The sequence below is a fragment of the Flavobacterium sp. TN-1 genome, from assembly GCF_052828645.1.
Genome location: NZ_CM128253.1, coordinates 2,512,619 through 2,534,039, shown reverse-complemented (window position 1 = coordinate 2,534,039; position 21,421 = coordinate 2,512,619). Strand labels below are relative to the sequence as shown.

Genomic DNA, 21,421 nt, shown 5'->3' with positions numbered 1-21,421 from the left:
TGACTCGTTAAAATTCTAAAAAGCGAAAATACCATATTTATAATGAGTGCGCAATTTATAAATGATTAAATATTTACTAAAGGTTAAAAAAATCTATTTATACTATTTATATAGGGTATCATTTTCCTATGCTCTTCAAAAGAATTAGATAAAATAGTACCTAACAAGTATAAATTGAATTATTTTTGTACACTCAAAATCGTCTAGAAATTATATAAGTCTTTTAATTTTCTTATACTTTTTTGATTTTTAAATAAAATGTTAAGATACAATGTTTTTTAATTCTTTAGAATTTGCAATTTTTTTACCTATTATTTTTATTCTTTATTGGTTTGTTTTTAACAAATCTAAAAAAGGACAAAACACTTTACTAATAGTAGCTAGTTATTATTTTTATGCTTGTTGGGATTGGCATTTTTTATTTTTATTAATTTTTTCAACACTTTTAGATTATATTTCAGGCATAAAAATTGAAAGAAGTACTAATGAAAAAGTTGCTCAATTTTGGTTTTGGTTAAGTGTTGGAATAAATTTAGGCTTTTTAGGAATTTTCAAATACTATAATTTCTTTGCTCAATCATTTGCTGATTTATGTAATAAAATAGGATTTGAGGCGCATCCTTATCTGTTAAAACTTATACTACCTGTTGGAATTTCATTTTATACCTTTCATGGCTTGTCTTATGTTATTGACATCTATAAAAAAAGAATCAGAGCTGAATATAATTTTATTGATTATTCTCTATTTGTAAGTTATTTTCCTTTGTTAGTAGCTGGACCTATTGAAAGAGCAACTCATTTACTTCCTCAAGTAAAAGTAAAAAGAGAATTTAATTTCGAAAAAGCGAAAGAAGGAACCTATCAAATGATATGGGGATTAGTAAAAAAAGTTGTCATTGCTGATTCTTGTGCATTGTATGCAAATGCTATTTTTGACCATTCGAGCGCAATGAATTCTTATTCTTTATTATTAGGGGCTATTTATTTTGCTTTTCAAATATATGGTGATTTTAGCGGTTATTCGGATATTGCTTTAGGAACGTCTAAATTATTTGGAATTGATTTATTAAAAAACTTTGATTATCCTTATTTTTCTAGGGACATTGCTGAATTTTGGCGTCGTTGGCACATTTCTTTATCATCTTGGTTTCGAGATTATCTATATATCCCTTTAGGTGGTAGTCAAGGAGGAAAATGGATGCAAGTTAGAAATACGTTTATTATCTTTTTAGTGAGTGGATTTTGGCATGGAGCCAATTGGACTTTTATTGTCTGGGGACTTATAAATGCAATTTATTTTTTACCTCTACTATTATTTAATAAAAATAGAGATAATATTGGATATATATATATCAAATGGAATCTTTCGGGAATTAAAACCTTGATCAATATTATAAATACCTTTCTTCTTTCTTCTTTAGCATGGATATTTTTTAGAGCTAAATCTATAACAGATGCCTATAATTATATTTATAAATTATTTACTAATAACGATTTTTCTGCACAGTATTTAGATAATGAACGTTATTCTTATGAATTAATTCCATTAATATTATCTTTTATTTTATTTGAATGGTTTAATAGAAATAAAATAGAGCCTATTTCTGGTAAATTTGTTTATATTAAATTATTTATCTTAATTTTAGCTTTAATTGCATTAGGTGTTTATTCTGATTATAAAGAGTTTATATATTTTCAATTCTAATGAAAAAATTTTTCAAACATGCTTTAACGATACTATTTATTATCCTAATAAGTAGTATTTTCCTTGATATACTTTATACTTTTATTATTTCTTCTTCAAATAAGAGAAATAAAGTTGAATATGTATTGCATACAAAAAATAAGGTCTATGATGTAGTTATTATGGGAACATCTAGAGCTAATAATCATTTTGTTCCTTCTATTTTTGAAGAAAAAGGATACAAAACCTTTAATTTTGGTATGAGTGGATCACATCTTTTTGAAACCAATCTTATGTTAAAAATAATGCTCCAACAAAAATTTAAAATCAAAAATTTATTATTGGAAGCAGATTTAAGTATTTGTAATGAAAAAAGAGATGAAGGAACTACTTCTCGCTTTATGCCCTATTTACACTCTAATCCAATAATAAAAGATCATTTTAGATCAGAGGTTGATTTTTTACAACTTTACTATATTCCTTTTTATAGATACCTAAAATTTGATAATAAAATTGGTTTTAGAGAAGTAAATAAATCTTTTTTAAAAGAGAGGACAAATTTATTAGATAATAAAGGGTATTATCCTTTAAGGGGTACAAATTGGAAAAGAATGAATAACAATATTTCAGGATTAAAACCTATGCGTAACCGTTATTTAGATGATATTAAACGAATTTGCAAGGAACACAATATTCAATTATTTTTGGTAATGACACCTATGTGTAAATCTACTAAAGGGATGAGCTATTTTGAAAAAATAAACAAAATTTATCCTGAAATTCACAATTTTGAAAACGCAATAACTGATGATCATTATTTTTCATCTTGTGGTCATTTAAATAATCAAGGGGCTACCGAATTTACTAAATATATATTAAATCATTTGAAATTTTAGTTATACTATCATACTAAAATGGCTGTCTTAAAAGTTACAATTTCTTTTTTACATCTAATTTTTGTCTAGTCTTTGTAAGATATGGACACCTAAAGAATTACATAACATTGTTACTTATTATTTATGTAATTGACAAACTAGAAATTAAAGATTACTTTATTTAAGACAGCCTTTTATAATGTATGTTCAATAATTACTAAGCATGAAAAACAAGTACTGGAACTTGTACTCTATGAGTCATTTTTTGAGTCAATCGCTTAGTGAAAAGCTCTGTAAAAAAATCTCTTTTATAAGTAACCATTCCTAATAAATCTATTTGATAATGATTAATAAAATATTCTATAGCATCTACTACGTTTTCTGATTTATTAAGAATAAAACTAACGTTATCATTTTCAAACTCTTTTCTCCAAGAATCTATGATCTCCTCTGACACTTCATTTTCTGAAGTTATAACATGCAAACATTTAACGAACCATCCTAATTTATTAGCTAAATTTATTGTTTGAATAAATGGTTCTCTATCTTTTTCTTTAAATCTTGTAGTAAACCCTATAGTTTCTAATTCTTTTGTGTTGCATCCGTCGGGTAATACTAATGTGGGTACACTTGCTGTTAAAATTACGGAATCAGTATTAGTTCCCATTACTTTAGAAAACCAATCATCATCTCCAGAAGTTGCCATTATAATAAAATCTACTTTTTCTTCTTTTACACATTGATTTATGCTAACACTCAATTCTCCTAGAACAATTTTATGACTTATTTCTACATCTTCCAATCCTTTTGAATAAGCTAACTTATTTAATTTTTCATTATTTTCTTTAAAAAGATCAAATTCATCTAGATCTACACTCGTATAAAGCATATTGGCACTTAAAATACCTGACTGTACATCTACTATAGGTAGGTTATAACTATGCAGCAAAAGTACTTTTGCTTGATTTTTTTTTGCTAATTCTAGAGCAAAAAGGCTTGCATTATTAGCTGCATCTGAAAAATCAGTAGGGACTAAAATGGTTTTCATATATATAAGTTTTAGTTAAGATAGTTTACTTATTAAAAGATTTAGTTCTTTAGCTTATTTTATGCTCTAATTTACTCTTAAATATTCATATAAAAAATGATAATTATCACTAAATATAAAAGAGGGTATTCTTAAAGTAAAAAATAACTTTTAACTTATCGTTCTTATATTAGAAAACACCTCAAAATCAATATACTAATTTTTTCCTATTGAATATTTTCTCTTTTGATCCGCTAAAACAAAGCAAAATAATAGAATCGTTAGTTTTTAAATATATTTTCTTTTCTTATAATATAAAATTGTTTAAAATTGATTATTTAAAGATAGAACTCTAGAAAAGCAAAACGGATAAAAAACAGCTTATAATAAGCAATCTATACTATAGATAATAAAGATAATTTTATTAGCTTATCTTTTAGTCCATTCTTTAATGCTCTCTTCATTCATCTTTATGTAATCTAAATTATTTGCTAATTTAGCTCCTTCTAATGAATTTTTTGCTGTCTCAACAGCTCCTTTATAATCTCCTAATTTGGCTTGAATTTGTGATTTAAGCCTCATATACCAAAAAGGTTTTTTTTCATTCATTTCATACGCTTTATTAATATATAGTAAAGCTTTATTAAAATCCGTGTTTGTATTATAATAATACTGAGAAGCTGCAAAATAATCTCCTGAGGTAGGTCCGTTTAATGTTTTTTCTATAGAAGCAATAGCTATTTTATTTGTAGGCACTTCAAAATGCAAGGATACAGAAGTTTTTTCCCACAAAAATTCAAGATTGGCACCACTAAAATCTATATTAGAAATTCCTATTGTAAATGTTTCTACTGATTTATGTAATATTTCGGTTTTAGAAGATGCCTTGAGAGCTATTTTTGTTTCGTCCCACTTTTCGGGAGTTCCCCAATTCTGGGTATCATTATAAAAATAAATCTCCCATTCTTCTGCTTTAGGCATTACATATAAAGCATATTTCCCTTTTTTTAAGGTACCGCCATTAATTATTACATCATCAGAAAAATTAATTGTAGTATTAGCATTTGCACCTGCACGCCATATTTTTCCGAAGGGGACCAAATCTCCATAAATAATTCTTCCTTTTACACTAGGACGAGAATATTCTATTTCTACTTCTGTTAAACCAACAGTTTGTGTAAAAAGAGCTTTAGGGCTTGCTTGTGGAACTTTTATTTGAGCTTGTGCAAACAAAGAACCTAGAAAAATAGTGGCTTTTATTATAAATCGCATCAGTAAAATCGTTTTCCCAAATATAAGCTTCTAATATTTAATAAAATGTTAATAAAAATATAAAGATTAGGCTCTTCATTACAATATAATAGTTCTATTAAATAAAAATGTATTCTGTTCTTTTTACACATATCTTATTTTCACAATGATTTTAGTACTTTTACATAATTAATCATCACTAAATTTATCTATTCAAGTTTTATTTAGATAATCGTAAATAAGATACAGATCGTATTCGCAATTCTGTTTTTCCTTATAAAAACATTAATTTACTACTAACGGAAATATAATAATAAATGAGAAAAATTATAATTTTAACCTTCTTTTTATATTCTTATCTTAATTTCTTTGCACAAGAAAAAATATTATTTATAGGAAATAGTATGACCTACTATAATAATATGCCCACATTATTTCAAAATCTTGCAAACACAAAAGGAAAGAATGTTGAGGTACAACAATATGCACAAGGAGGAACTGGATTTGTAAATCATGTAAATGATCATAATATTTATCGCTTATTTTCTTCACAGAAATGGGATGCAATCATTCTTCAACCTGGTACAGGAGAGTCTGTAGGTTTTTCTTCCTCTACAAAAACAACAATAAATAGAGGAAGAAGACTAATGGATTCTATACAAAAATATAGTCCTTGTTCTAAAATAATATTGTATGAAATATCAAATGGTATTGGTAGTAATAACAATGGCGGAGGTAATTACGAAAATTATTTTGCAAGTCAAACAAAAATAAAAGATTCAATAACTGCAATTGCGCATGGTATGAAAGTTCCTTTCGCTTCAGCAGGTGAATGTTTCAAAGAACATTATATTTCTAGCAAGGATCTTTTATTACATTCTACTTATAATGACGTTCACCCCGGATTAAAAGGCTCATATCTTGTAGCTTGTTCTATATTTAATACATTATATCAAGAAAATATAGCACCTTGTAATTTTTATGGAGGTATTGATGAGATTACGGCTATCTACCTACAAAAAATATCCGATAGTGTTGTACTTAAAAATAAACCTAATTGGCTTATAAATACTTATAATTTACACCCTGATTTCTCTTTTTTAGTTAATGGAACAAATATTCAATTACAAAATCAATCTAATAATTATGATTCTATATCATGGAATATTAATAATGAATATAGAACAAATGAATTATCCCCTATTTATAATTTTCAATCAACAGGTGATAAATCTATTACTTTAACAACTCGCAAAAATAATTGTTCAGAATCTATTACTAAAACTATTCCGATTATTTCTTTAAACCTAGATCAAACTAAACCAATAAATTATGACTATTATCCTAACCCAATAAGAGATTTTATACATATAGAAACTAAAAAAAATGCTCAAACTAAATTTAGTATCACTGATTTAAGTGGAAAAATTATTATTTCAGAAGAAAATTTAGTAAAAAATCATATAGATACTAGTTTCCTAAATAGTGGAATCTATATCCTGATACTTAATCAGGAAAATACAATTAGTAAAATAAAACTAATAAAAAACTAAAATGAATCATCAAAATTTGAATTGATAACTTTTTTAAGAGTCTTGGCTACATTTAGTCTTATTTTTTTACATAGTTCATCTGAAATACTCTACCAATAGATTTCGGTAACTTTGATTTTTTTCTAAAAGCTATAAAAACACAAAAGAATATTTAGAAAAAGGGTTTTAAGAATAGTAATCCCTTTTCTTTTTGGAGTATTCAATATTAAGAACTTATTTTGCATCAAAATATAAAGTTTTTTTATGGAGGTTTTTGATTCATTCTTAATTCCTAACGTACTAATGATTTCTATTGGAATATTTTTATTATTTTAAAGATTTTGTACAAAATGATTCAAAAATAATTTCTTTTTTTAGTAAATATAGTTACGGTGTACATTTAATACACATTTTAAATAATTATACCATTTAAACTTTGAAATTTCCACATAATACTATTTTTTAAACCTTGAGGCTGTCCAAAAAATCCGTAATCTTGTCATCTCGACCAAAGAGAGAAATTACATAATATTGATTATGAGACTCCTCCTTATCGGAGTGACAAACTGCATGTTAATTTATTACTTTTGGATAGCCTTTTCCTTTTTTCCATTTATCCTAAAATTTGACGGCTAACTTAAGTTGACATTAATAAAAGGATAAACTTAATATAAAATCATTGCCTTAGCATACAGATAATTAATTACACAATTTAAGTCCTTCTTTAAATTCAAAAAAAAAATAAATTTTACTTGCTTAAGTTAGTTATCCTAACTAAATTTGAATCATTAATTCTGTTTCTAAAATATAAATAGAAAATTCATAATAAAAGTAGAATGAATGTACAAAATCTTATTATAGAAGACAAAGAACAAATATTCTTAAAGGATGTTTTTTTAGAAAAAAACAATAAAAAAAATATCCTCCAACTGATAAAAGAACATACCTATTTTGATGAATTAAATAAATATCAGTTACCTATAAATAATAAAATTTTACTTCATGGTAGTTCAGGTTGTGGTAAAACAATGACTGCAAAAGCTATTGCAAAAGAATTAGGTAAAAATATTTTAATACTTAATTTAAGTAATATAGTTTGTTCACGAATAGGTGAAACGTCACAAAATATTAAACAAATTTTTGACAAAGCAGCTAGAGATAATGCTGTTCTATTTTTAGATGAATTTGACCAAATAGGAAAAGCAAGAGGTAATGATGATAAAGACGTAGGAGAAATGAGAAGATTAGTAAATACAATTATCCAACTTATAGATTATTTTCCTAATAAATCTTTATTGATATGCGCTACAAATCATGTAGAAATTATTGATATAGCCTTGTTAAGACGGTTTCAATTACAAGTAAATTTTGCAATCCCAGAAAAAGAAATTTTAGAACAATATTACAACAACCTCTTACTCCGATTTCCTAAAGATTTACAAAATATAGAACGTAAATATAATATCTCTTTTGCTGAAGCTAAAGACTACGCATATACCATTATAAAATCAATATTAATTAAAAACCTAGAAGAAAAAAATAAAAAATCATCCAATGACTGAAGAAATTTTAAAAAACATTAACATTATAAAAGAACGTATAAATAATGCTTGCAAACAAAACAACCGAAATCCTGATGAAATAAAATTACTTTTAGCAACGAAAACCGTTTCAGCTGAGCGTATAAAAATTGCATTAAGTACAGGTAGTAAATTAATAGCTGAAAATAAAGTACAAGAACTAAAGGAAAAATATGAATCGTTAAAAGAAATCTCTCATGTAAATCATTTTATTGGACATTTACAAACCAATAAAATAAAAGAAATTTTAAAATATGATGTTTCATGTATACAATCTCTTGATCGTTTAGATCTAGCTGAAAAATTACATCAAAGATTACAACTTGAAAATAAAACCATAGATGTTTTAATACAAATAAACACATCAAGAGAAGAAAGTAAATTTGGTATAAATCCTAATAATGCTCGCAATTTTATAGAAAAAGTAGCTCAATTTAATACTCTAAAAATAAAAGGACTTATGACTATAGGTCTATTTAGTGCCGAAACTGATAAAGTTAAAGATTGTTTTCGCTTACTTAAAAACATTCAAGAAGAAATAATAGCACTAGATATCCCCAATGTAGAAATGAAAGAACTTTCAATGGGTATGAGTGGAGATTTAGAAACAGCCATAGCAGAGGGAGCAACTATCATAAGAATAGGCACTGCAATATTTGGACAAAGAGCTTATCCTGATAGTTATTATTGGAATGAAAATAAAACTAACTAATTTATTATCAAATAAAAAATAGTACTGAAATAAATAAAATTCAAAATACAATAAAGATTAATAATTTATTTTAGAAACTATTTCTATATCCATAAATTATACTCACAACAAATAACAACTCCCCTTTCTTAAAAAATTTATTCAAACACAAAACGTGTTCTCATTAATTCATAATATCCTTTAAAAAATCAAATTCATCAAAATGATGAATTACCTCATTAGCTAAGGATAAATCTTGAAGTTTTGAATTAACACTATTATAGCCTATACAATAAATTCCAGCTGAATGGGCTGCCTTTACACCATTAGTACTATCCTCAATTACAATACAATTTTCTTTAGAAGCTTCCGAAAGTGAGGCTGCATGTAAAAATATAGCAGGATCTGGTTTTGACTTAGGAAAATCTTCACCACTTATTTTATGAGTAAAATATTGATTTAAATCAAAACGATTAAATACACGATTTATAGTACTTGCAGAAGAAGAAGAAGCTAGAATAAGCTGAATACCCTGAGCGTGTAATTTTTTAATTAAATCTAAAACCCCCTCAATTAATTCTAAATCAGGTTTTATATCAAATGCCTCATTAAAAAATTCTCTTTTTCTTAACACAAGAGTTTCTACTTCATAATCTAGATTAAAAGTTTCTTTTAATTTTTGAAAAACATTGCGTGTAGAATTCCCTGTAAATGACGCATACATACTATCTGAAACCGTTATTGACAATTCTTTAAAACATTGATAATAAGCATATTTATGAACTGGTTCAGTATCTACAATCACACCATCCATATCAAAAATAACTGTTTTAATCATAAAATTTAATTTTTAACCAAATATACAAAGCCTTTTCCTTTTAAATTAAACCTTTTTAAATATCTTTAGTCTTATACTCAAACACCTTACATTTTGCAAGACGAAAAATTATTCTTAAATGAACTCCTAAATCCTAAAACTCAAAATGAAGCTTTTAGGAAATTGATTCGTGAGTATCAAAAACCACTATATTACCACATAAGAAATATCGTATCAGATCATGATGATTCAGACGATATTTTACAAAATACATTTATAAAAGTTTTTCAAAATCTCGAAAATTTTAAAGGAGAAAGTAAACTTTATTCATGGATTTATCGTATTGCTACAAATGAAACCATCACATTTTTAAATAGCAAAGCAAGGAAAAAAGGCTTGTCAAATGAAGAATTAAAAGGAAAAATGATAGAAAAATTAGAAGCAGACATACACTTTGACGGAAATGAAATTCAATTAAAACTGCATAAAGCAATAGCCTCCTTACCCGAAAAACAACAACAAGTTTTTAAGATGAAATATTTTCAAGAATTAAAATATGAAGAAATTAGCGAAATATTAAAAACCTCCGTAGGAGCATTAAAAGCCTCCTATTTCCATGCAGTCAAAAAAATTGAATATTTTCTAAACTCAAATTAAACCTTTCCCTTTTATTTTTGTCCTACTAATATGAATCCTATTAATATAAATACAGACCCAAAAATTAATTCCGGATATAAAGTTCCCGATGATTATTTTTTAAATTTTGAAAATCGTCTAATGTCAATAATTAATGACGAAAAAGAAAAAACAAACGTAATTTCATTTTGGAAGAAAAAAAATATTATACTTTATGCAATTGCCGCTACAATAATTATTTCAATTTTTACAAATATTTATTTTAATCAAATAGACAATTACACCATCAATTCTACACAAGAATACTTAACCTATGCAGATGATCTAACCACAGAAGAACTAGTTGATTACCTAACAATTGAAGATCTAAAAGATTTAGAAAAAGAAGTTATTCCTATAGATCATCAAACTCCTATTTTTTTAAACGAATACACAAATTAACCAATAAAATGATTGTCATGAAAAAGATAATAACTTTCCTTATAATTATATTAAACCAAATTACTTTTGGACAAGGAAGAGAAGAAAAAATGGAAAAAATAAAAACATTACGTATAGCTTTTATATCCGATAAACTTAATTTAACCTCTGAAGAAGCACAAAAATTTTGGCCTATATTCAATCAATTTGATGATACACAATTGGAACTTCAAAAACAAAAAAAGAAATTAATTCACCAATTAAATACAGAAAATACAAATTCCTTATCAGATAAAGAAATGCAAAACTTAATGGATCAAGAAGAAAAAATAGAAAATGAAATAAGACAAAACAAACGATCATTAGTCAAAAATTTACAAGGTATTATACCAAATCAAAAAATTATTCAACTAAAACAAATAGAAATAGAGTTCAAACATAAATTACTCAATCAAATAAAAGAACGAAAACAAAAAAGATTTTAAAATTTTATTTCATACTTCAAATACACTTTTTTTATTTTCAATAAAATATTATAATTTATTAATCATTTTTTTTAAAAATCTATTTCAAAATAAGTAAATAATGTATATTTGAAACCAAATAAAAAACAAATGATTACAACCGAAAAATCTACAACATTAGAACAATATTTTTTAAAATTTAGAGAAAATATTGTAGGTATTAATCAAGAATTTGATTCTCCTTTTGGAATAAAGAAAATTATTTATACAGATTGGACCGCTTCAGGAAGACTATACAGACCCATTGAAGAAAAAATCTTAAAAGATTTTGGCCCTTTTGTAGCAAATACTCATACCGAAACCACTGTTTCCGGCACTGCTATGACCATAGCTTATCACCAAGCTCGAAAAATCATAAAAAAACATGTAAATGCTGATGAAAACGATGTATTAATTACTGATGGCACAGGAATGACAGGTGTTGTTAATAAGTTTCAAAGAATTTTAGGCTTACGAATTAGCGAAAACTTAAAAAATTATACCAATATACCTAAAGAAATAAAACCTATAGTATTTATATCTCACATGGAACATCATTCTAATCAAACCTCTTGGTTAGAAACAATTGCTGATGTAGTCATAATTCCTGCTAATAAAGAAGGTCTTTTTTGTTTAGAAAATTTCAAGAAAATTGTAGCACAATATAAAGATAGAAGTTTTAAAATAGCTTCCATTACTTCTTGTTCAAACGTTACAGGTATCAAAACGCCTTATCATGAAGTAGCAAAAATTATGCACCAAAATGGAGGTGTTTGCTTTGTCGATTTTGCCTGTTCAGGTCCTTATGTAACAATCAATATGCACCCTGAAGATCAAGAAGCCTATCTAGATGCTATCTTCTTTTCTCCTCATAAATTTTTAGGAGGACCTGGTACCTCAGGCGTGTTAGTTTTTAATAAAAATTTATACAAAAATAATGTCCCTGATTGTCCAGGAGGAGGAACAGTATCTTGGACTAATCCTTGGGGAGAACATAAATACATTGACAATATAGAAGATCGCGAAGATGGAGGCACCCCAGGCTTTCTTCAAGTAATAAAAACAGCATTAGCTATACAATTAAAAGAAAAAATGGGAGTAGCTAATATACTAAAACGCGAAAAAGAAATTGTCGATTATATTTTTAAAGAATTAAACAAAGAAACTAATTTAACCATTTTATCAGGACAACATCAAGAACGATTAGGAGTTATTTCATTTTATATAGATAACCTACATTACAACCTAGGAGTTAAAATATTAAACGATCACTTCGGTATTCAAACCAGGGGTGGTTGTAGTTGTGCCGGTACTTACGGTCATTACTTATTACATGTTGATCAAGATAAATCCAATGCTATTACTTGTAATATAGACTCTGGTGATTTAACTGTTAAACCAGGATGGATAAGAATGTCTATACACCCCACCACTACAAATGAGGAAATTAAATATGTTTGTGATGCCATCATCTCTCTAGCAAAAAATCATAAAGAATGGGGTAAAGATTACCTATACAATCCTAAAACTAATGAATATACACATAAAAATGCCCAGTCCATTGATAATCTTATTAAAAACTGGTTTGAAATTTAAAACAGATAACGTAGTTAAAAATAGAATCTAAACTATCCTATTTTAACCTTAATAAAATAAATAAACAAAAGAAGTATAAACACATTTTCAGCATACTTCTTTTGTTTTTACAAATCATCATAGTTTAGAACGAATCTCTTTTAAAACTATCACCAAAACAATACCAAATAATTTAACAATAGAAGTTACTAATATTCAGCATAAATTTAACACTAAAATGAAAGCATTTAGAAGTAAAAAATTTAGAGCTGTTAGAAATATTTTTTTAGATTAACCAATTTATAAGCTCATTCATAATCAAATAAAAGCTTGTATATCAATAAAATATAGATTATATTAAAAAAAATACCCCCTAAAAAGCTCAAAAAAAGTTAAAAACAGGATTTTCCTTTAAAAATATATATCAAAATACAACCTATAGTTTATCAATCCAACGTAAGAAAGAGTCTCATAATCAACATTATGTGATTTCTCTCTTTCGTCGAAATGAAAGATTGCGAACTTTTTGGACAGTCTCTTTTTATTTAAATTTGATTTTATTAACTTGTGCAAATATTATTAACTGTAAATATCCTGCAATATGCAAGAAGAAATGAATGATAACCTGCTAAAAGCAGATGGAAATGATCAAAATCTATCGCAATCAGATACTCAATTAGCGATAGAAACCATCGAGAACTTAAATGCAGAAGTAAATGAAGACAATACATTGGAACACGAACATGAAATTCCAATGAAAGATTATCATACCATGAGTATGGATTCCCTAGTGCTAGAATTTGAACAATTATTAGCCCTAGACAAAATTATGGTTATCCGTAATCACATAGAGGAAATAAAATCAGCTTTTTTATCTAAATACAATCATTTTATTGAAGAAAAAAAAGAAGAATTTTTACATGAAAATCCTAATGAAGATTTCGAGTATCATTCCCCTACAAAATCTAAATTTGACTTTCTTTATAACGAATATAAAAACAAAAGAAACGTTTATTTTAAAAATCTTGAAGCTAAGCTAAAATTAAATCTCCAAAATAGATTAAATCTAATAGAAGAACTAAAGACATTACTAACTTCAAATGCTGAAATAAAGGATTTATTGAAACCATTTAACGACATTCGTGATCGTTGGAAAAGTGCTGGTGCAATACCTAAAGACAAATACAATCATGTTTGGAATAATTATCATTTTCATGTAGAAAACTTTTATGATCTACTGCATTTAGATAGAGAAGCACGTGATTTAGAATTTAAACATAATTTAGATAAAAAGCTAAAAATTATAGAAAGAGCTAAAAATCTTTTAAACGAACTAGACGTTTTCAAAGCTTTTAGAGAACTTCAATTATTACATAAAGTTTGGAAAGAAGAAATAGGTCCTGTTTCTAAAGAAAATCGAGAAGAAATTTGGCACGCATTTAGCGAAGTAACCAAACAAATGCACGAAAAACGTGAAAATTTATTTGAACAACAACGCTTAAAAGAAGAAGAAAATTTAGCCACAAAAAAGGATATAATAAATCAAATCTATAAAATTGCCGAAGAAAAAATAACAGCACATTCCTCTTGGCAAGGCCAAATAAACAAAATAGAAACTCTAAGAAAAGCATTTTTTGAAGCAGGAAAAGTTCCTTCAGAAATCAATGAAGAAGTTTGGGCTGATTTTAAAAATGCTGTCCGAAGTTTTAATGCTAACAAAAACTCTTTTTATAAAGATATAAAAAAAGAACAACAAGCTAACTTAGATAAAAAAAACGCCCTAGTTGCTAGAGCAAAAGAATTAATGAATAACGATAACTTTAATGAAACAACCCCTATTATGAAAAAAATCCAAGAAGATTGGAAATTAATAGGTCATGTTCCTAAAAAGTTTTCGGATCATGTTTGGGGAGAATTTAAAGAAGCTTGCAATCACTATTTTGACAGATTAACAGCCTTTAGAAATCAAAATGAAGCAATTGAAATTATTGCTTTTGATAAGAAAAAGGATTATTTAGAAATCGTAAAAACATTGACTCTCTCTGGAGATCATAGAAAAGATTTAGACCTTATAAAAACTCACATAGAAACATGGAAATCCTTTGGCAAAGTACCTTTTTCTAGACGTCATATAGAAGGAAAATTTAACAAAGTATTAGATACTCTTTTTGAAAATTTGACATCAAGTAAACGTGAAGCTGAAATGGTTCGATTTAACAGTCGTTTAGAACAACTAAGCCAAGAAGGTCAACATAAAATAGATGGAGAAAAGATTTTCATTCAAAGAAAAATAGAAGAAGTACAAAATGAAATTTTTCAATTAGAAAACAATATCCAATTCTTCTCAAATGCTAAAAAAGATAATCCAATGATTATTGAAGTAAAGAAAAGTATTGAACGTAATAGAGAAGAATTAACAATGTGGAAAGATAAATTAAAACAAATTTATAATATCTAATCTATATAAAACTTAAAAGAGGGTACAACAAAAAAGAAATATTCAAAATTCTATTTACACTCTCTTAACACAAGAAAATCATTAACATTAATAACAACTTCCTAAAAGTTGTAAACAAAAAAATTAAGGCTTAGATTTTTATAATCTGAGCCTTTTTCTAATTCTAAAAATCTCCTTATTGAATACAGTTAAAAACAACGCACTTTTTCATATTTTAATTTATACCACTTAAACTTTGAAATTTTCTCATAATACTATTTTTTTAACCTTTAGACTGTCCAAAAAGTTCGCTATCTTGTCAATCGACCAAAGGGAGAAACCACATAATGTTGATTATAAAACGCCTCCTTATGTAGGAGTGACAAACTGTATGTTCATTTAAACACTATCTTACAAAAACAATAAAAATTAGTGTTGGTTTTCAATGCGCTTCGCGTTCGAACTAATAATGATTTCAATTATATACTCAACCGTCTGTTCCAGTTGTTCTTAAAATGAAAAAAAACGTATCGAGAATTTTACTTTTTAATCCAGTATATTTTAAGTTTAAATGGTATTAATTCATTTTAATTGTAGAGAGTGAATTTATATAATTATTCCAACTTTTAGCAAATGCTTCAATAAATAAATACCCCTGTAATTCATATCCTTTTCTAGAATAATGAACAAGATCATTAACTAAAAGTTGATTTTTTGCAAACTCACAACTTCCTTTTAATCCATCTGAAATTTCAAATAAATCCCATAATGCAATTTCATTATCAATACAATAAGCCATAATTGCATCAGAAAAATCTTTTAATTTTTTATTAGGTACTACTTTCTTATAAAAAGAAACAGGAGGAGTTGATAATATAAAAACAGCTTCAGGATTAAATATTTTTATTTTATCAATTGTTTCCTTTATTGACTCTACAAAGCTCTCAGGAGTTAAAACAATATTTTGTGCTTCGTTAGTACCCATAGATAAAATATAACAATCTGACTTAACATTTTTAATTTGTTCCCAAAATAAAACTTCAGAATTATAATCAGAATATTTAGCTCCATTTACTCCTATTGCACTATAAATAATTCCTTTATCAATAGAGTTTTCTAAAAATATACCATATAATTTAGTACAAATAGAATCATTGCATACAATATTAAAATTAGACCGAAGACCATCAAATTTAAAATCTAAAACACCATCTTTAACACTATATTTTGCTGTATCTTCAATTAAATTAACATTTTTAATTTCTTTATTTGTAAACAAAGTAAGCTTATCAAATTTATGAAATGTTTCAGTTCCTCTGAACTTAAAATTAATAAGAGAATTGGGTTCCATAGATTCTATCGCAAAACCACTTATACCACAGGGTATTTCTGGATTTTTTTTAATTAATCGACTTCCTTTCCAATTAGAATTTGAACTAAAAATAATATCTGTTGGAGCGTTACTTTTAGCTAATTGATATGGAAATATTAAGCCTCTACCAGCATTCCCAAAATAACGTTGTAATTCAGTACGTATAACTTTAGTAGATATATCAGCTTGTATGTGAGAATCTCCTATATGAACAAATGAAACTTGTTTTAAATTATCTTTTTTTAATTTTAAAAGTTTAAGAAAAAGAGGTTTTAAATGATTTTCATTTATAATTATATTTTTCTCCAAATTTAAATTTATCTTAGGATATAAGGAGTCTGCTTTTTTATATTGAAATAAAGATATATTTTGCCCTGAAACAGTCTGTAAAACAAAATAAATAAATAAAAAAACTCTTTTCTTAAAAGACATAAAATATTAATTCTAAGTTAATTTGTTGATAAAAAGGATGTTTAGAAAACTTTTTTTATTAAATTTGTACCCTACTTCTTCAAAAAGAAGCAATATAATTATTAATCATTTGGCAAATTTGGTCAATATTTTAAGTAATACCAACTTAATTATAAAGAAATTTATGCTTATGAAAAATCTAAAATTATACTTCTTATTTGCTTTTACTTTTCTTAGCTTTTATAACAGCTATTCACAAAGTGAGTCGTACATTAAAGAATATGGTGAAATAGCAGATAAGTTATCCTTTGAATTTGGAATACCAAGATCTATAATTCTAAGTATTGCCATAGTAGAATCAGGCTACGGTAATAGTAAAGTTGCAAAAAGATTAAATAACCACTTTGGAATTAAAGGAAAAAATCAAGTAACTTGGTCTAGTTTTAAGCAATACTCAAGTGTTGAAGATTCTTTTAGAGATTTTTGTTTAAAAATGGCTTCAAAAAAGTTTTATTTAAATCTAAAAGGAAGTGATGATTATTTACTATGGTTAAAAAAAATAAGTTTAACTGGGTATTCAACAAAACCTACTTTATGGAGAAATAAGATCAAAAAAACCATTTTAAAACATAATCTACATTAAAGATAACTTTTAATAAATTTAATTTAAAAGGAGATTGAAAATTCAATCTCCTTTTTTAATTTAAATTGTAAATTTGTGACTACATTAAGAGATAAAATGATTTCAATACATAGTAAAACCTTACAAGATTTAGAATTTCAAACCGTTTTAGAAACCATTTCGGCATATTGTACAACTGAAATAGGAATTGAAAAAACATTACATATAATTCCTTATAAAAATAAAGAAGAACTAACCGATATTTTATTTCAAACCTCTGAATATCGTTCTTCTTTTGATAATAATAACGCCCTACCTAGTCATAATTTTGACCCCATAATAAATGAGCTTAAATTTTTAGCTATAGAAGATAGTTATCTAGAAGCTTCAAGTTTTAAAAAGATTCATTCACTAGCTGAAAACACTAATGCTTTATTAATCTTCTTAAAAAAATTTGATGATTATTATCCTGCTTTACACAAAAAAGCAAGTCAAATAACTATCACAAAAGAAATAACAAAAGCCATTGAGGCTATTTTTGATAAATATGGTGAAATAAAAGATGAGGCTACTCCTACTCTATTAGAAATCCGTAGAAATATGAATTTAGTTAGAGGTAAAGTAAATCAAAGTTTTGGGATGGCACTAAACCAATACAATTCATTAGGTTATTTAGATGAAATTCGAGAAACTGTGGTAGAAAATCGCAGAGTACTAGCTGTTCAAGCAATGTATCGCCGTAAAGTAAAAGGCTCTATATTAGGAAGTTCTAAAACAGGTAGCATTGCTTATATTGAACCTGAATCTACCCTTCGTTATTCTCGTGAACTAGCTAATTTAGAATATGAAGAACGAGAAGAAATTATTAAAATTCTAAAGCAACTAACCAACAATATTCGCCCTTTTCATGAATTATTAACACAATACCAAGATTTTTTAAGTGATCTAGATGTTATTTCGGCCAAAGCTAAATATGCCTTAAAAATAAACGGCTTATTACCTAAAATAAATGAAGAAAAAAGAGTTTTTTTAAAAGAAGCCTTTCACCCTATTTTATTTTTAAATAATAAAGAAAAAGGAAAAACTACCTATCCTCAAACTTTTGAATTTGATCAAAGTAAACGAATCGTTGTTATATCAGGACCTAATGCTGGTGGTAAAACCATTTCTATGAAAACCGTTGGTTTACTACAACTAATGTTACAATCAGGAATACTAATTCCTGTACATGAACGTAGTGAAACGTGCTTATTTGATAGAATTTTAACGGATATTGGAGATAACCAGTCTATTGAAAATCATTTAAGTACTTATAGTTATCGTTTAAAAAACATGAATTACTTTTTAAAAAAATGTAATTCCAACACTTTATTTTTAATTGATGAATTTGGTACAGGTTCCGATCCAGAACTAGGTGGTGCTTTGGCAGAAGTCTTTCTAGAAGAATTTTATCATCGTGAAGCCTTTGGTATTATAACAACTCATTATGCCAATTTAAAAATGTTAGCTAATGAATTACCAAGCGCAACCAATGCTAATATGCTTTTTGATGAAAAATCACTAGAACCTATGTACCAATTAATTATAGGTCAAGCAGGTAGTTCATTTACTTTTGAAGTAGCTCAAAAAAATGGTATTCCTTACGGATTAATTAATCGTGCTAAAAAAAAGGTAGAAGGTAGCAAAATACGATTTGACAAAACCATTTCCTCCCTTCAAAAAGAACGTTCTAAACTAGAAAAAACTTCACAAAATTTAAAAGAAGAAGAAACAAAAGCTCGCCAAGAAAATAAAAAAATGGAAACCATCAATGCCAAAATTCAAGATAAGCTAGAACGCTATCAAGAATTATATGATACTAATCAACGTTTGATTTATATGGGGCAAAAAATAGATGATATTTCTGAAAAATATTTTAATGATAAAAACAAAAAAGATTTAATTGGTGAATTTTTAAAAATGGTAGAAATAGAAAATTCAAAACGTAAAAAAATTACCCTAAAAGAAAAGAAAGTCAAAGAAAAAGTAGAAAAAGAAGTATTAGCAGAAGTAAATATTAAAGTAGAAGAAATTCGGAAAGAGAAAAAAGAAAAGAAAGAAATTGCTAAAAAAATAGAAGAAAACAAACCTAAAGTAGTACTTAAAGTAGGTGATCGTGTTCGCATGATTGACGGTAAGTCTATAGGTACTATTGATAAAATTGAAAAAAACAATGCCATTGTAAATTATGGCTTTTTTACCTCTAAAGTCAGTTTAGAACAATTAGAATATATTCAACCTAAATAATATTAAATTAATGCAGAAACTACCAAAAGATAAACAAATCATACTTTTTGACGGAGTGTGCAATCTTTGTAATTATTGGGTACAATATATCATTAAGCATGACAAAAATGATATTTTTCGTTTTGTAACTTTAGAATCTGAGTTAGGACAAGAAGTACTTCAATATCTGGGAATTAAAAATAGAAATATAGAAAGTATTGTATTATATATTCCCAATCAAGCTTATTATTATAAATCAGAAGCTGTTTTAAAGATTGCACAAAGTTTATCTATTCTAAATTGGTTCTTTATTTTTAAAATAATTCCAATTAACTTACGAGACTTTCTATATGATTTTGTTGCTAAAAATCGTTATAAATGGTATGGAAAAAAAGTAACTTGTATGATCCCTTCTCCAGAGTTAAAAACTAAATTTATTGATTAATTAAAAAACATGAAACCACTAAAAATCAATAATTTAAAAATATCAAAAAATATCTTATTTTTTATATTCTTTGTATTTCAAATATTACTCTTAAAGATATTTTCAAAATTCCCTACTATTGTAGAGCAATATTATAGTAATGGATTTTACCTTATGATTTCAAAATTAAATAGAATTATTTTTGGATGGATTCCTTTTTCTATTGGTGATTGTATTTATATTTTAACATTAATTTATCTTCCATATTGGTTATATAAAAATCGTAAAATATGTTGGAAAGAAAACACTAAAAATCTCTTTTCTTTTTTAGTAACCATGTATTTTATTTTTCATTTACTTTGGGCTTATAACTATTATCGAATACCTCTTTATAAAAAGATGAATCTTAAAACAGATTATAGTCAAAAAGAACTTTTACAATTTACCCAAAATCTTATACACAAAACAAATAAAATTCAGTTTAAATTAACACGTAATATAAATCAAAAAGTAATCAGTCCTTATACAGCTGTTCAAATATTTGAGTTAGCTCAATCTGGATATATTAATTTAAAAAACAGACATTCTTTTTTTGAGTATAAAAAGACCAGTATAAAAAACTCTTTGTTTAGCTACCCACTAACTTATATGGGGTTTGGAGGTTATTTAAATCCTTTTACAAATGAGGCACAAATAAATAATATGCTTCCATCTTATAATTTACCCGCAATAGTTTGTCATGAAATGGCTCATCAAATCGGGTATTCTAGTGAGAGTGAGTGTAATTTTATTGGATTTCTAGCTACTATCCATAACCAAAATTTATTCTTTCAATACGCCGGTTATACGTATGCTTTACGTTATTGTCTAGTAAATATTGAATCTAAAGATCAAAAAGAACTCAAAAGAATACTACAAACAATCAATCCTGGGATTTTAAAAAACTTTGATGAAAGTAATTTTTTTTGGTCATCACATGAATCTATCATAAATGAAGGTTTTGAAATCTTTTATGATTATTTTTTAAAGCTAAATCAACAGAAAGAGGGTATGAAAAGTTACAGTAAGTTTATTGATTTATTAATTAACTATCAAGAAAATTAATTTTTTAAATTCTATACTTAGACAGATCTTAAGTAAAGTGATTTTTTCATATCATTTATATTTTGAATAAAAATTACTATAAGTACATTGGAGGAGTATCATAATCAACATTGTGTAGTTTCTCTCTTTGGTCTCGATGACAAGATTGCGAACTTTTTGGACAATCTCAAGATTAAAAAATATTATTATGAGGAA

The 21,421-nt window shown here is 26.3% G+C and carries 18 protein-coding genes; 14 read left to right on the top strand and 4 right to left on the bottom strand.

Going from position 1 to position 21,421, the window contains the following annotated elements; genetic code table 11:
- The first annotated feature begins 271 nt into the window (after positions 1 to 271).
- Together ACUXZJ_RS11215 and ACUXZJ_RS11210 are read left to right on the top strand one after the other, a co-directional pair.
- Complete coding sequence (locus ACUXZJ_RS11215) at positions 272 to 1,705, top strand: MBOAT family O-acyltransferase (RefSeq protein WP_060382145.1); 1,434 nt, start codon at positions 272 to 274, stop codon at positions 1,703 to 1,705.
- The gene (locus ACUXZJ_RS11210) at positions 1,705 to 2,580 is read left to right on the top strand and encodes a hypothetical protein (protein ID WP_063743928.1); all 876 of its coding nucleotides are present in this window, start codon (positions 1,705 to 1,707) and stop codon (positions 2,578 to 2,580) included. The genes ACUXZJ_RS11215 and ACUXZJ_RS11210 overlap by 1 nt, the downstream gene beginning before the upstream one ends.
- Before the next feature lie 196 nt (positions 2,581 to 2,776).
- On the opposite strand, the gene ACUXZJ_RS11205 is transcribed toward ACUXZJ_RS11210, so the two are convergent.
- Both ACUXZJ_RS11205 and ACUXZJ_RS11200 read right to left on the bottom strand, forming a co-directional pair.
- A complete protein-coding gene (locus ACUXZJ_RS11205; RefSeq protein WP_063743929.1) occupies positions 2,777 to 3,607 on the bottom strand; it encodes a universal stress protein in 831 nt (276 codons plus the stop codon).
- A gap of 408 nt (positions 3,608 to 4,015) precedes the next feature.
- On the bottom strand, positions 4,016 to 4,861 hold the full coding sequence (locus ACUXZJ_RS11200; protein WP_088420284.1) for a DUF2911 domain-containing protein: 846 nt from the start codon (positions 4,859 to 4,861) through the stop codon (positions 4,016 to 4,018).
- Positions 4,862 to 5,154: 293 nt separating this feature from the next.
- Between ACUXZJ_RS11200 and ACUXZJ_RS11195 the strand changes: the two genes are divergently transcribed.
- From ACUXZJ_RS11195 to ACUXZJ_RS11185, 3 genes are all read left to right on the top strand, one after another.
- The gene (locus ACUXZJ_RS11195) at positions 5,155 to 6,390 is read left to right on the top strand and encodes an SGNH/GDSL hydrolase family protein (RefSeq protein WP_063743930.1); all 1,236 of its coding nucleotides are present in this window, start codon (positions 5,155 to 5,157) and stop codon (positions 6,388 to 6,390) included.
- Between the two features lie 815 nt (positions 6,391 to 7,205).
- Positions 7,206 to 7,931 (top strand): AAA family ATPase, encoded by a 726-nt coding sequence (locus tag ACUXZJ_RS11190; protein WP_063743931.1) that lies wholly within the window; start codon positions 7,206 to 7,208, stop codon positions 7,929 to 7,931.
- The gene (locus ACUXZJ_RS11185) at positions 7,924 to 8,661 is read left to right on the top strand and encodes a YggS family pyridoxal phosphate-dependent enzyme (RefSeq protein ID WP_063743932.1); all 738 of its coding nucleotides are present in this window, start codon (positions 7,924 to 7,926) and stop codon (positions 8,659 to 8,661) included. The genes ACUXZJ_RS11190 and ACUXZJ_RS11185 overlap by 8 nt, the downstream gene beginning before the upstream one ends.
- A gap of 163 nt (positions 8,662 to 8,824) precedes the next feature.
- On the opposite strand, the gene ACUXZJ_RS11180 is transcribed toward ACUXZJ_RS11185, so the two are convergent.
- Positions 8,825 to 9,478 carry an HAD family hydrolase gene (locus tag ACUXZJ_RS11180; protein WP_060382138.1) on the bottom strand — a complete coding sequence of 218 codons (654 nt, stop codon included), beginning with the start codon at positions 9,476 to 9,478 and terminating at the stop codon, positions 8,825 to 8,827.
- A gap of 93 nt (positions 9,479 to 9,571) precedes the next feature.
- Here ACUXZJ_RS11180 and ACUXZJ_RS11175 point away from each other — a divergent pair, with 93 nt between their 5' ends.
- The 5 genes from ACUXZJ_RS11175 (at position 9,572) to ACUXZJ_RS11155 (ending at position 15,049) form a co-directional block, all read left to right on the top strand.
- Positions 9,572 to 10,114 carry an RNA polymerase sigma factor gene (locus tag ACUXZJ_RS11175; protein WP_060382137.1) on the top strand — a complete coding sequence of 181 codons (543 nt, stop codon included), beginning with the start codon at positions 9,572 to 9,574 and terminating at the stop codon, positions 10,112 to 10,114.
- A gap of 120 nt (positions 10,115 to 10,234) precedes the next feature.
- Positions 10,235 to 10,534 (top strand): hypothetical protein, encoded by a 300-nt coding sequence (locus ACUXZJ_RS11170; RefSeq protein ID WP_235820800.1) that lies wholly within the window; start codon positions 10,235 to 10,237, stop codon positions 10,532 to 10,534.
- 17 nt (positions 10,535 to 10,551) lie between these two features.
- Positions 10,552 to 10,998, top strand: a complete 447-nt coding sequence (locus ACUXZJ_RS11165; protein WP_103681671.1) for a sensor of ECF-type sigma factor — start codon at positions 10,552 to 10,554, stop codon at positions 10,996 to 10,998.
- Positions 10,999 to 11,127: 129 nt separating this feature from the next.
- On the top strand, positions 11,128 to 12,612 hold the full coding sequence (locus ACUXZJ_RS11160) for an aminotransferase class V-fold PLP-dependent enzyme (protein WP_060383826.1): 1,485 nt from the start codon (positions 11,128 to 11,130) through the stop codon (positions 12,610 to 12,612).
- Positions 12,613 to 13,192: 580 nt separating this feature from the next.
- Positions 13,193 to 15,049: a DUF349 domain-containing protein gene (locus ACUXZJ_RS11155; RefSeq protein WP_060382134.1), complete on the top strand. Its 1,857-nt coding sequence runs from the start codon at positions 13,193 to 13,195 to the stop codon at positions 15,047 to 15,049.
- 556 nt (positions 15,050 to 15,605) lie between these two features.
- Here ACUXZJ_RS11155 and ACUXZJ_RS11150 read toward each other — a convergent pair.
- Entirely contained in the window at positions 15,606 to 16,709 is a 1,104-nt protein-coding gene (locus ACUXZJ_RS11150) for an SGNH/GDSL hydrolase family protein (RefSeq protein WP_446195018.1), read from the bottom strand.
- Between the two features lie 292 nt (positions 16,710 to 17,001).
- Here ACUXZJ_RS11150 and ACUXZJ_RS11145 point away from each other — a divergent pair, with 292 nt between their 5' ends.
- From ACUXZJ_RS11145 to ACUXZJ_RS11130, 4 genes are all read left to right on the top strand, one after another.
- Positions 17,002 to 17,454 carry a glucosaminidase domain-containing protein gene (locus ACUXZJ_RS11145; RefSeq protein WP_060383825.1) on the top strand — a complete coding sequence of 151 codons (453 nt, stop codon included), beginning with the start codon at positions 17,002 to 17,004 and terminating at the stop codon, positions 17,452 to 17,454.
- Between the two features lie 96 nt (positions 17,455 to 17,550).
- Complete coding sequence (locus ACUXZJ_RS11140; RefSeq protein WP_060382132.1) at positions 17,551 to 19,719, top strand: endonuclease MutS2; 2,169 nt, start codon at positions 17,551 to 17,553, stop codon at positions 19,717 to 19,719.
- A 10-nt stretch (positions 19,720 to 19,729) separates the two neighbouring features.
- Positions 19,730 to 20,143 carry a thiol-disulfide oxidoreductase DCC family protein gene (locus tag ACUXZJ_RS11135; RefSeq protein WP_060382131.1) on the top strand — a complete coding sequence of 138 codons (414 nt, stop codon included), beginning with the start codon at positions 19,730 to 19,732 and terminating at the stop codon, positions 20,141 to 20,143.
- A 9-nt stretch (positions 20,144 to 20,152) separates the two neighbouring features.
- Entirely contained in the window at positions 20,153 to 21,226 is a 1,074-nt protein-coding gene (locus tag ACUXZJ_RS11130) for a DUF3810 domain-containing protein (protein WP_063743934.1), read from the top strand.
- The last annotated feature ends 195 nt before the right edge of the window (positions 21,227 to 21,421 follow it).

Excerpts from the sequence above, each read along its gene's own strand:
- ACUXZJ_RS11180 (WP_060382138.1), bottom strand. The coding sequence starts at position 9,478 with ATGATTAAAACAGTTATTTTTGATATGGATGGTGTGATTGTAGATACT.
- ACUXZJ_RS11170 (WP_235820800.1), top strand. The coding sequence starts at position 10,235 with ATGTCAATAATTAATGACGAAAAAGAAAAAACAAACGTAATTTCATTT.
- ACUXZJ_RS11130 (WP_063743934.1), top strand. The coding sequence starts at position 20,153 with ATGAAACCACTAAAAATCAATAATTTAAAAATATCAAAAAATATCTTA.
- ACUXZJ_RS11135 (WP_060382131.1), top strand. The coding sequence starts at position 19,730 with ATGCAGAAACTACCAAAAGATAAACAAATCATACTTTTTGACGGAGTG.
- ACUXZJ_RS11145 (WP_060383825.1), top strand. The coding sequence starts at position 17,002 with ATGAAAAATCTAAAATTATACTTCTTATTTGCTTTTACTTTTCTTAGC.
- ACUXZJ_RS11140 (WP_060382132.1), top strand. The coding sequence starts at position 17,551 with ATGATTTCAATACATAGTAAAACCTTACAAGATTTAGAATTTCAAACC.
- ACUXZJ_RS11160 (WP_060383826.1), top strand. The coding sequence starts at position 11,128 with ATGATTACAACCGAAAAATCTACAACATTAGAACAATATTTTTTAAAA.
- ACUXZJ_RS11155 (WP_060382134.1), top strand. The coding sequence starts at position 13,193 with ATGCAAGAAGAAATGAATGATAACCTGCTAAAAGCAGATGGAAATGAT.
- ACUXZJ_RS11165 (WP_103681671.1), top strand. The coding sequence starts at position 10,552 with ATGAAAAAGATAATAACTTTCCTTATAATTATATTAAACCAAATTACT.
- ACUXZJ_RS11215 (WP_060382145.1), top strand. The coding sequence starts at position 272 with ATGTTTTTTAATTCTTTAGAATTTGCAATTTTTTTACCTATTATTTTT.
- ACUXZJ_RS11195 (WP_063743930.1), top strand. The coding sequence starts at position 5,155 with ATGAGAAAAATTATAATTTTAACCTTCTTTTTATATTCTTATCTTAAT.
- ACUXZJ_RS11185 (WP_063743932.1), top strand. The coding sequence starts at position 7,924 with ATGACTGAAGAAATTTTAAAAAACATTAACATTATAAAAGAACGTATA.
- ACUXZJ_RS11210 (WP_063743928.1), top strand. The coding sequence starts at position 1,705 with ATGAAAAAATTTTTCAAACATGCTTTAACGATACTATTTATTATCCTA.
- ACUXZJ_RS11190 (WP_063743931.1), top strand. The coding sequence starts at position 7,206 with ATGAATGTACAAAATCTTATTATAGAAGACAAAGAACAAATATTCTTA.
- ACUXZJ_RS11205 (WP_063743929.1), bottom strand. The coding sequence starts at position 3,607 with ATGAAAACCATTTTAGTCCCTACTGATTTTTCAGATGCAGCTAATAAT.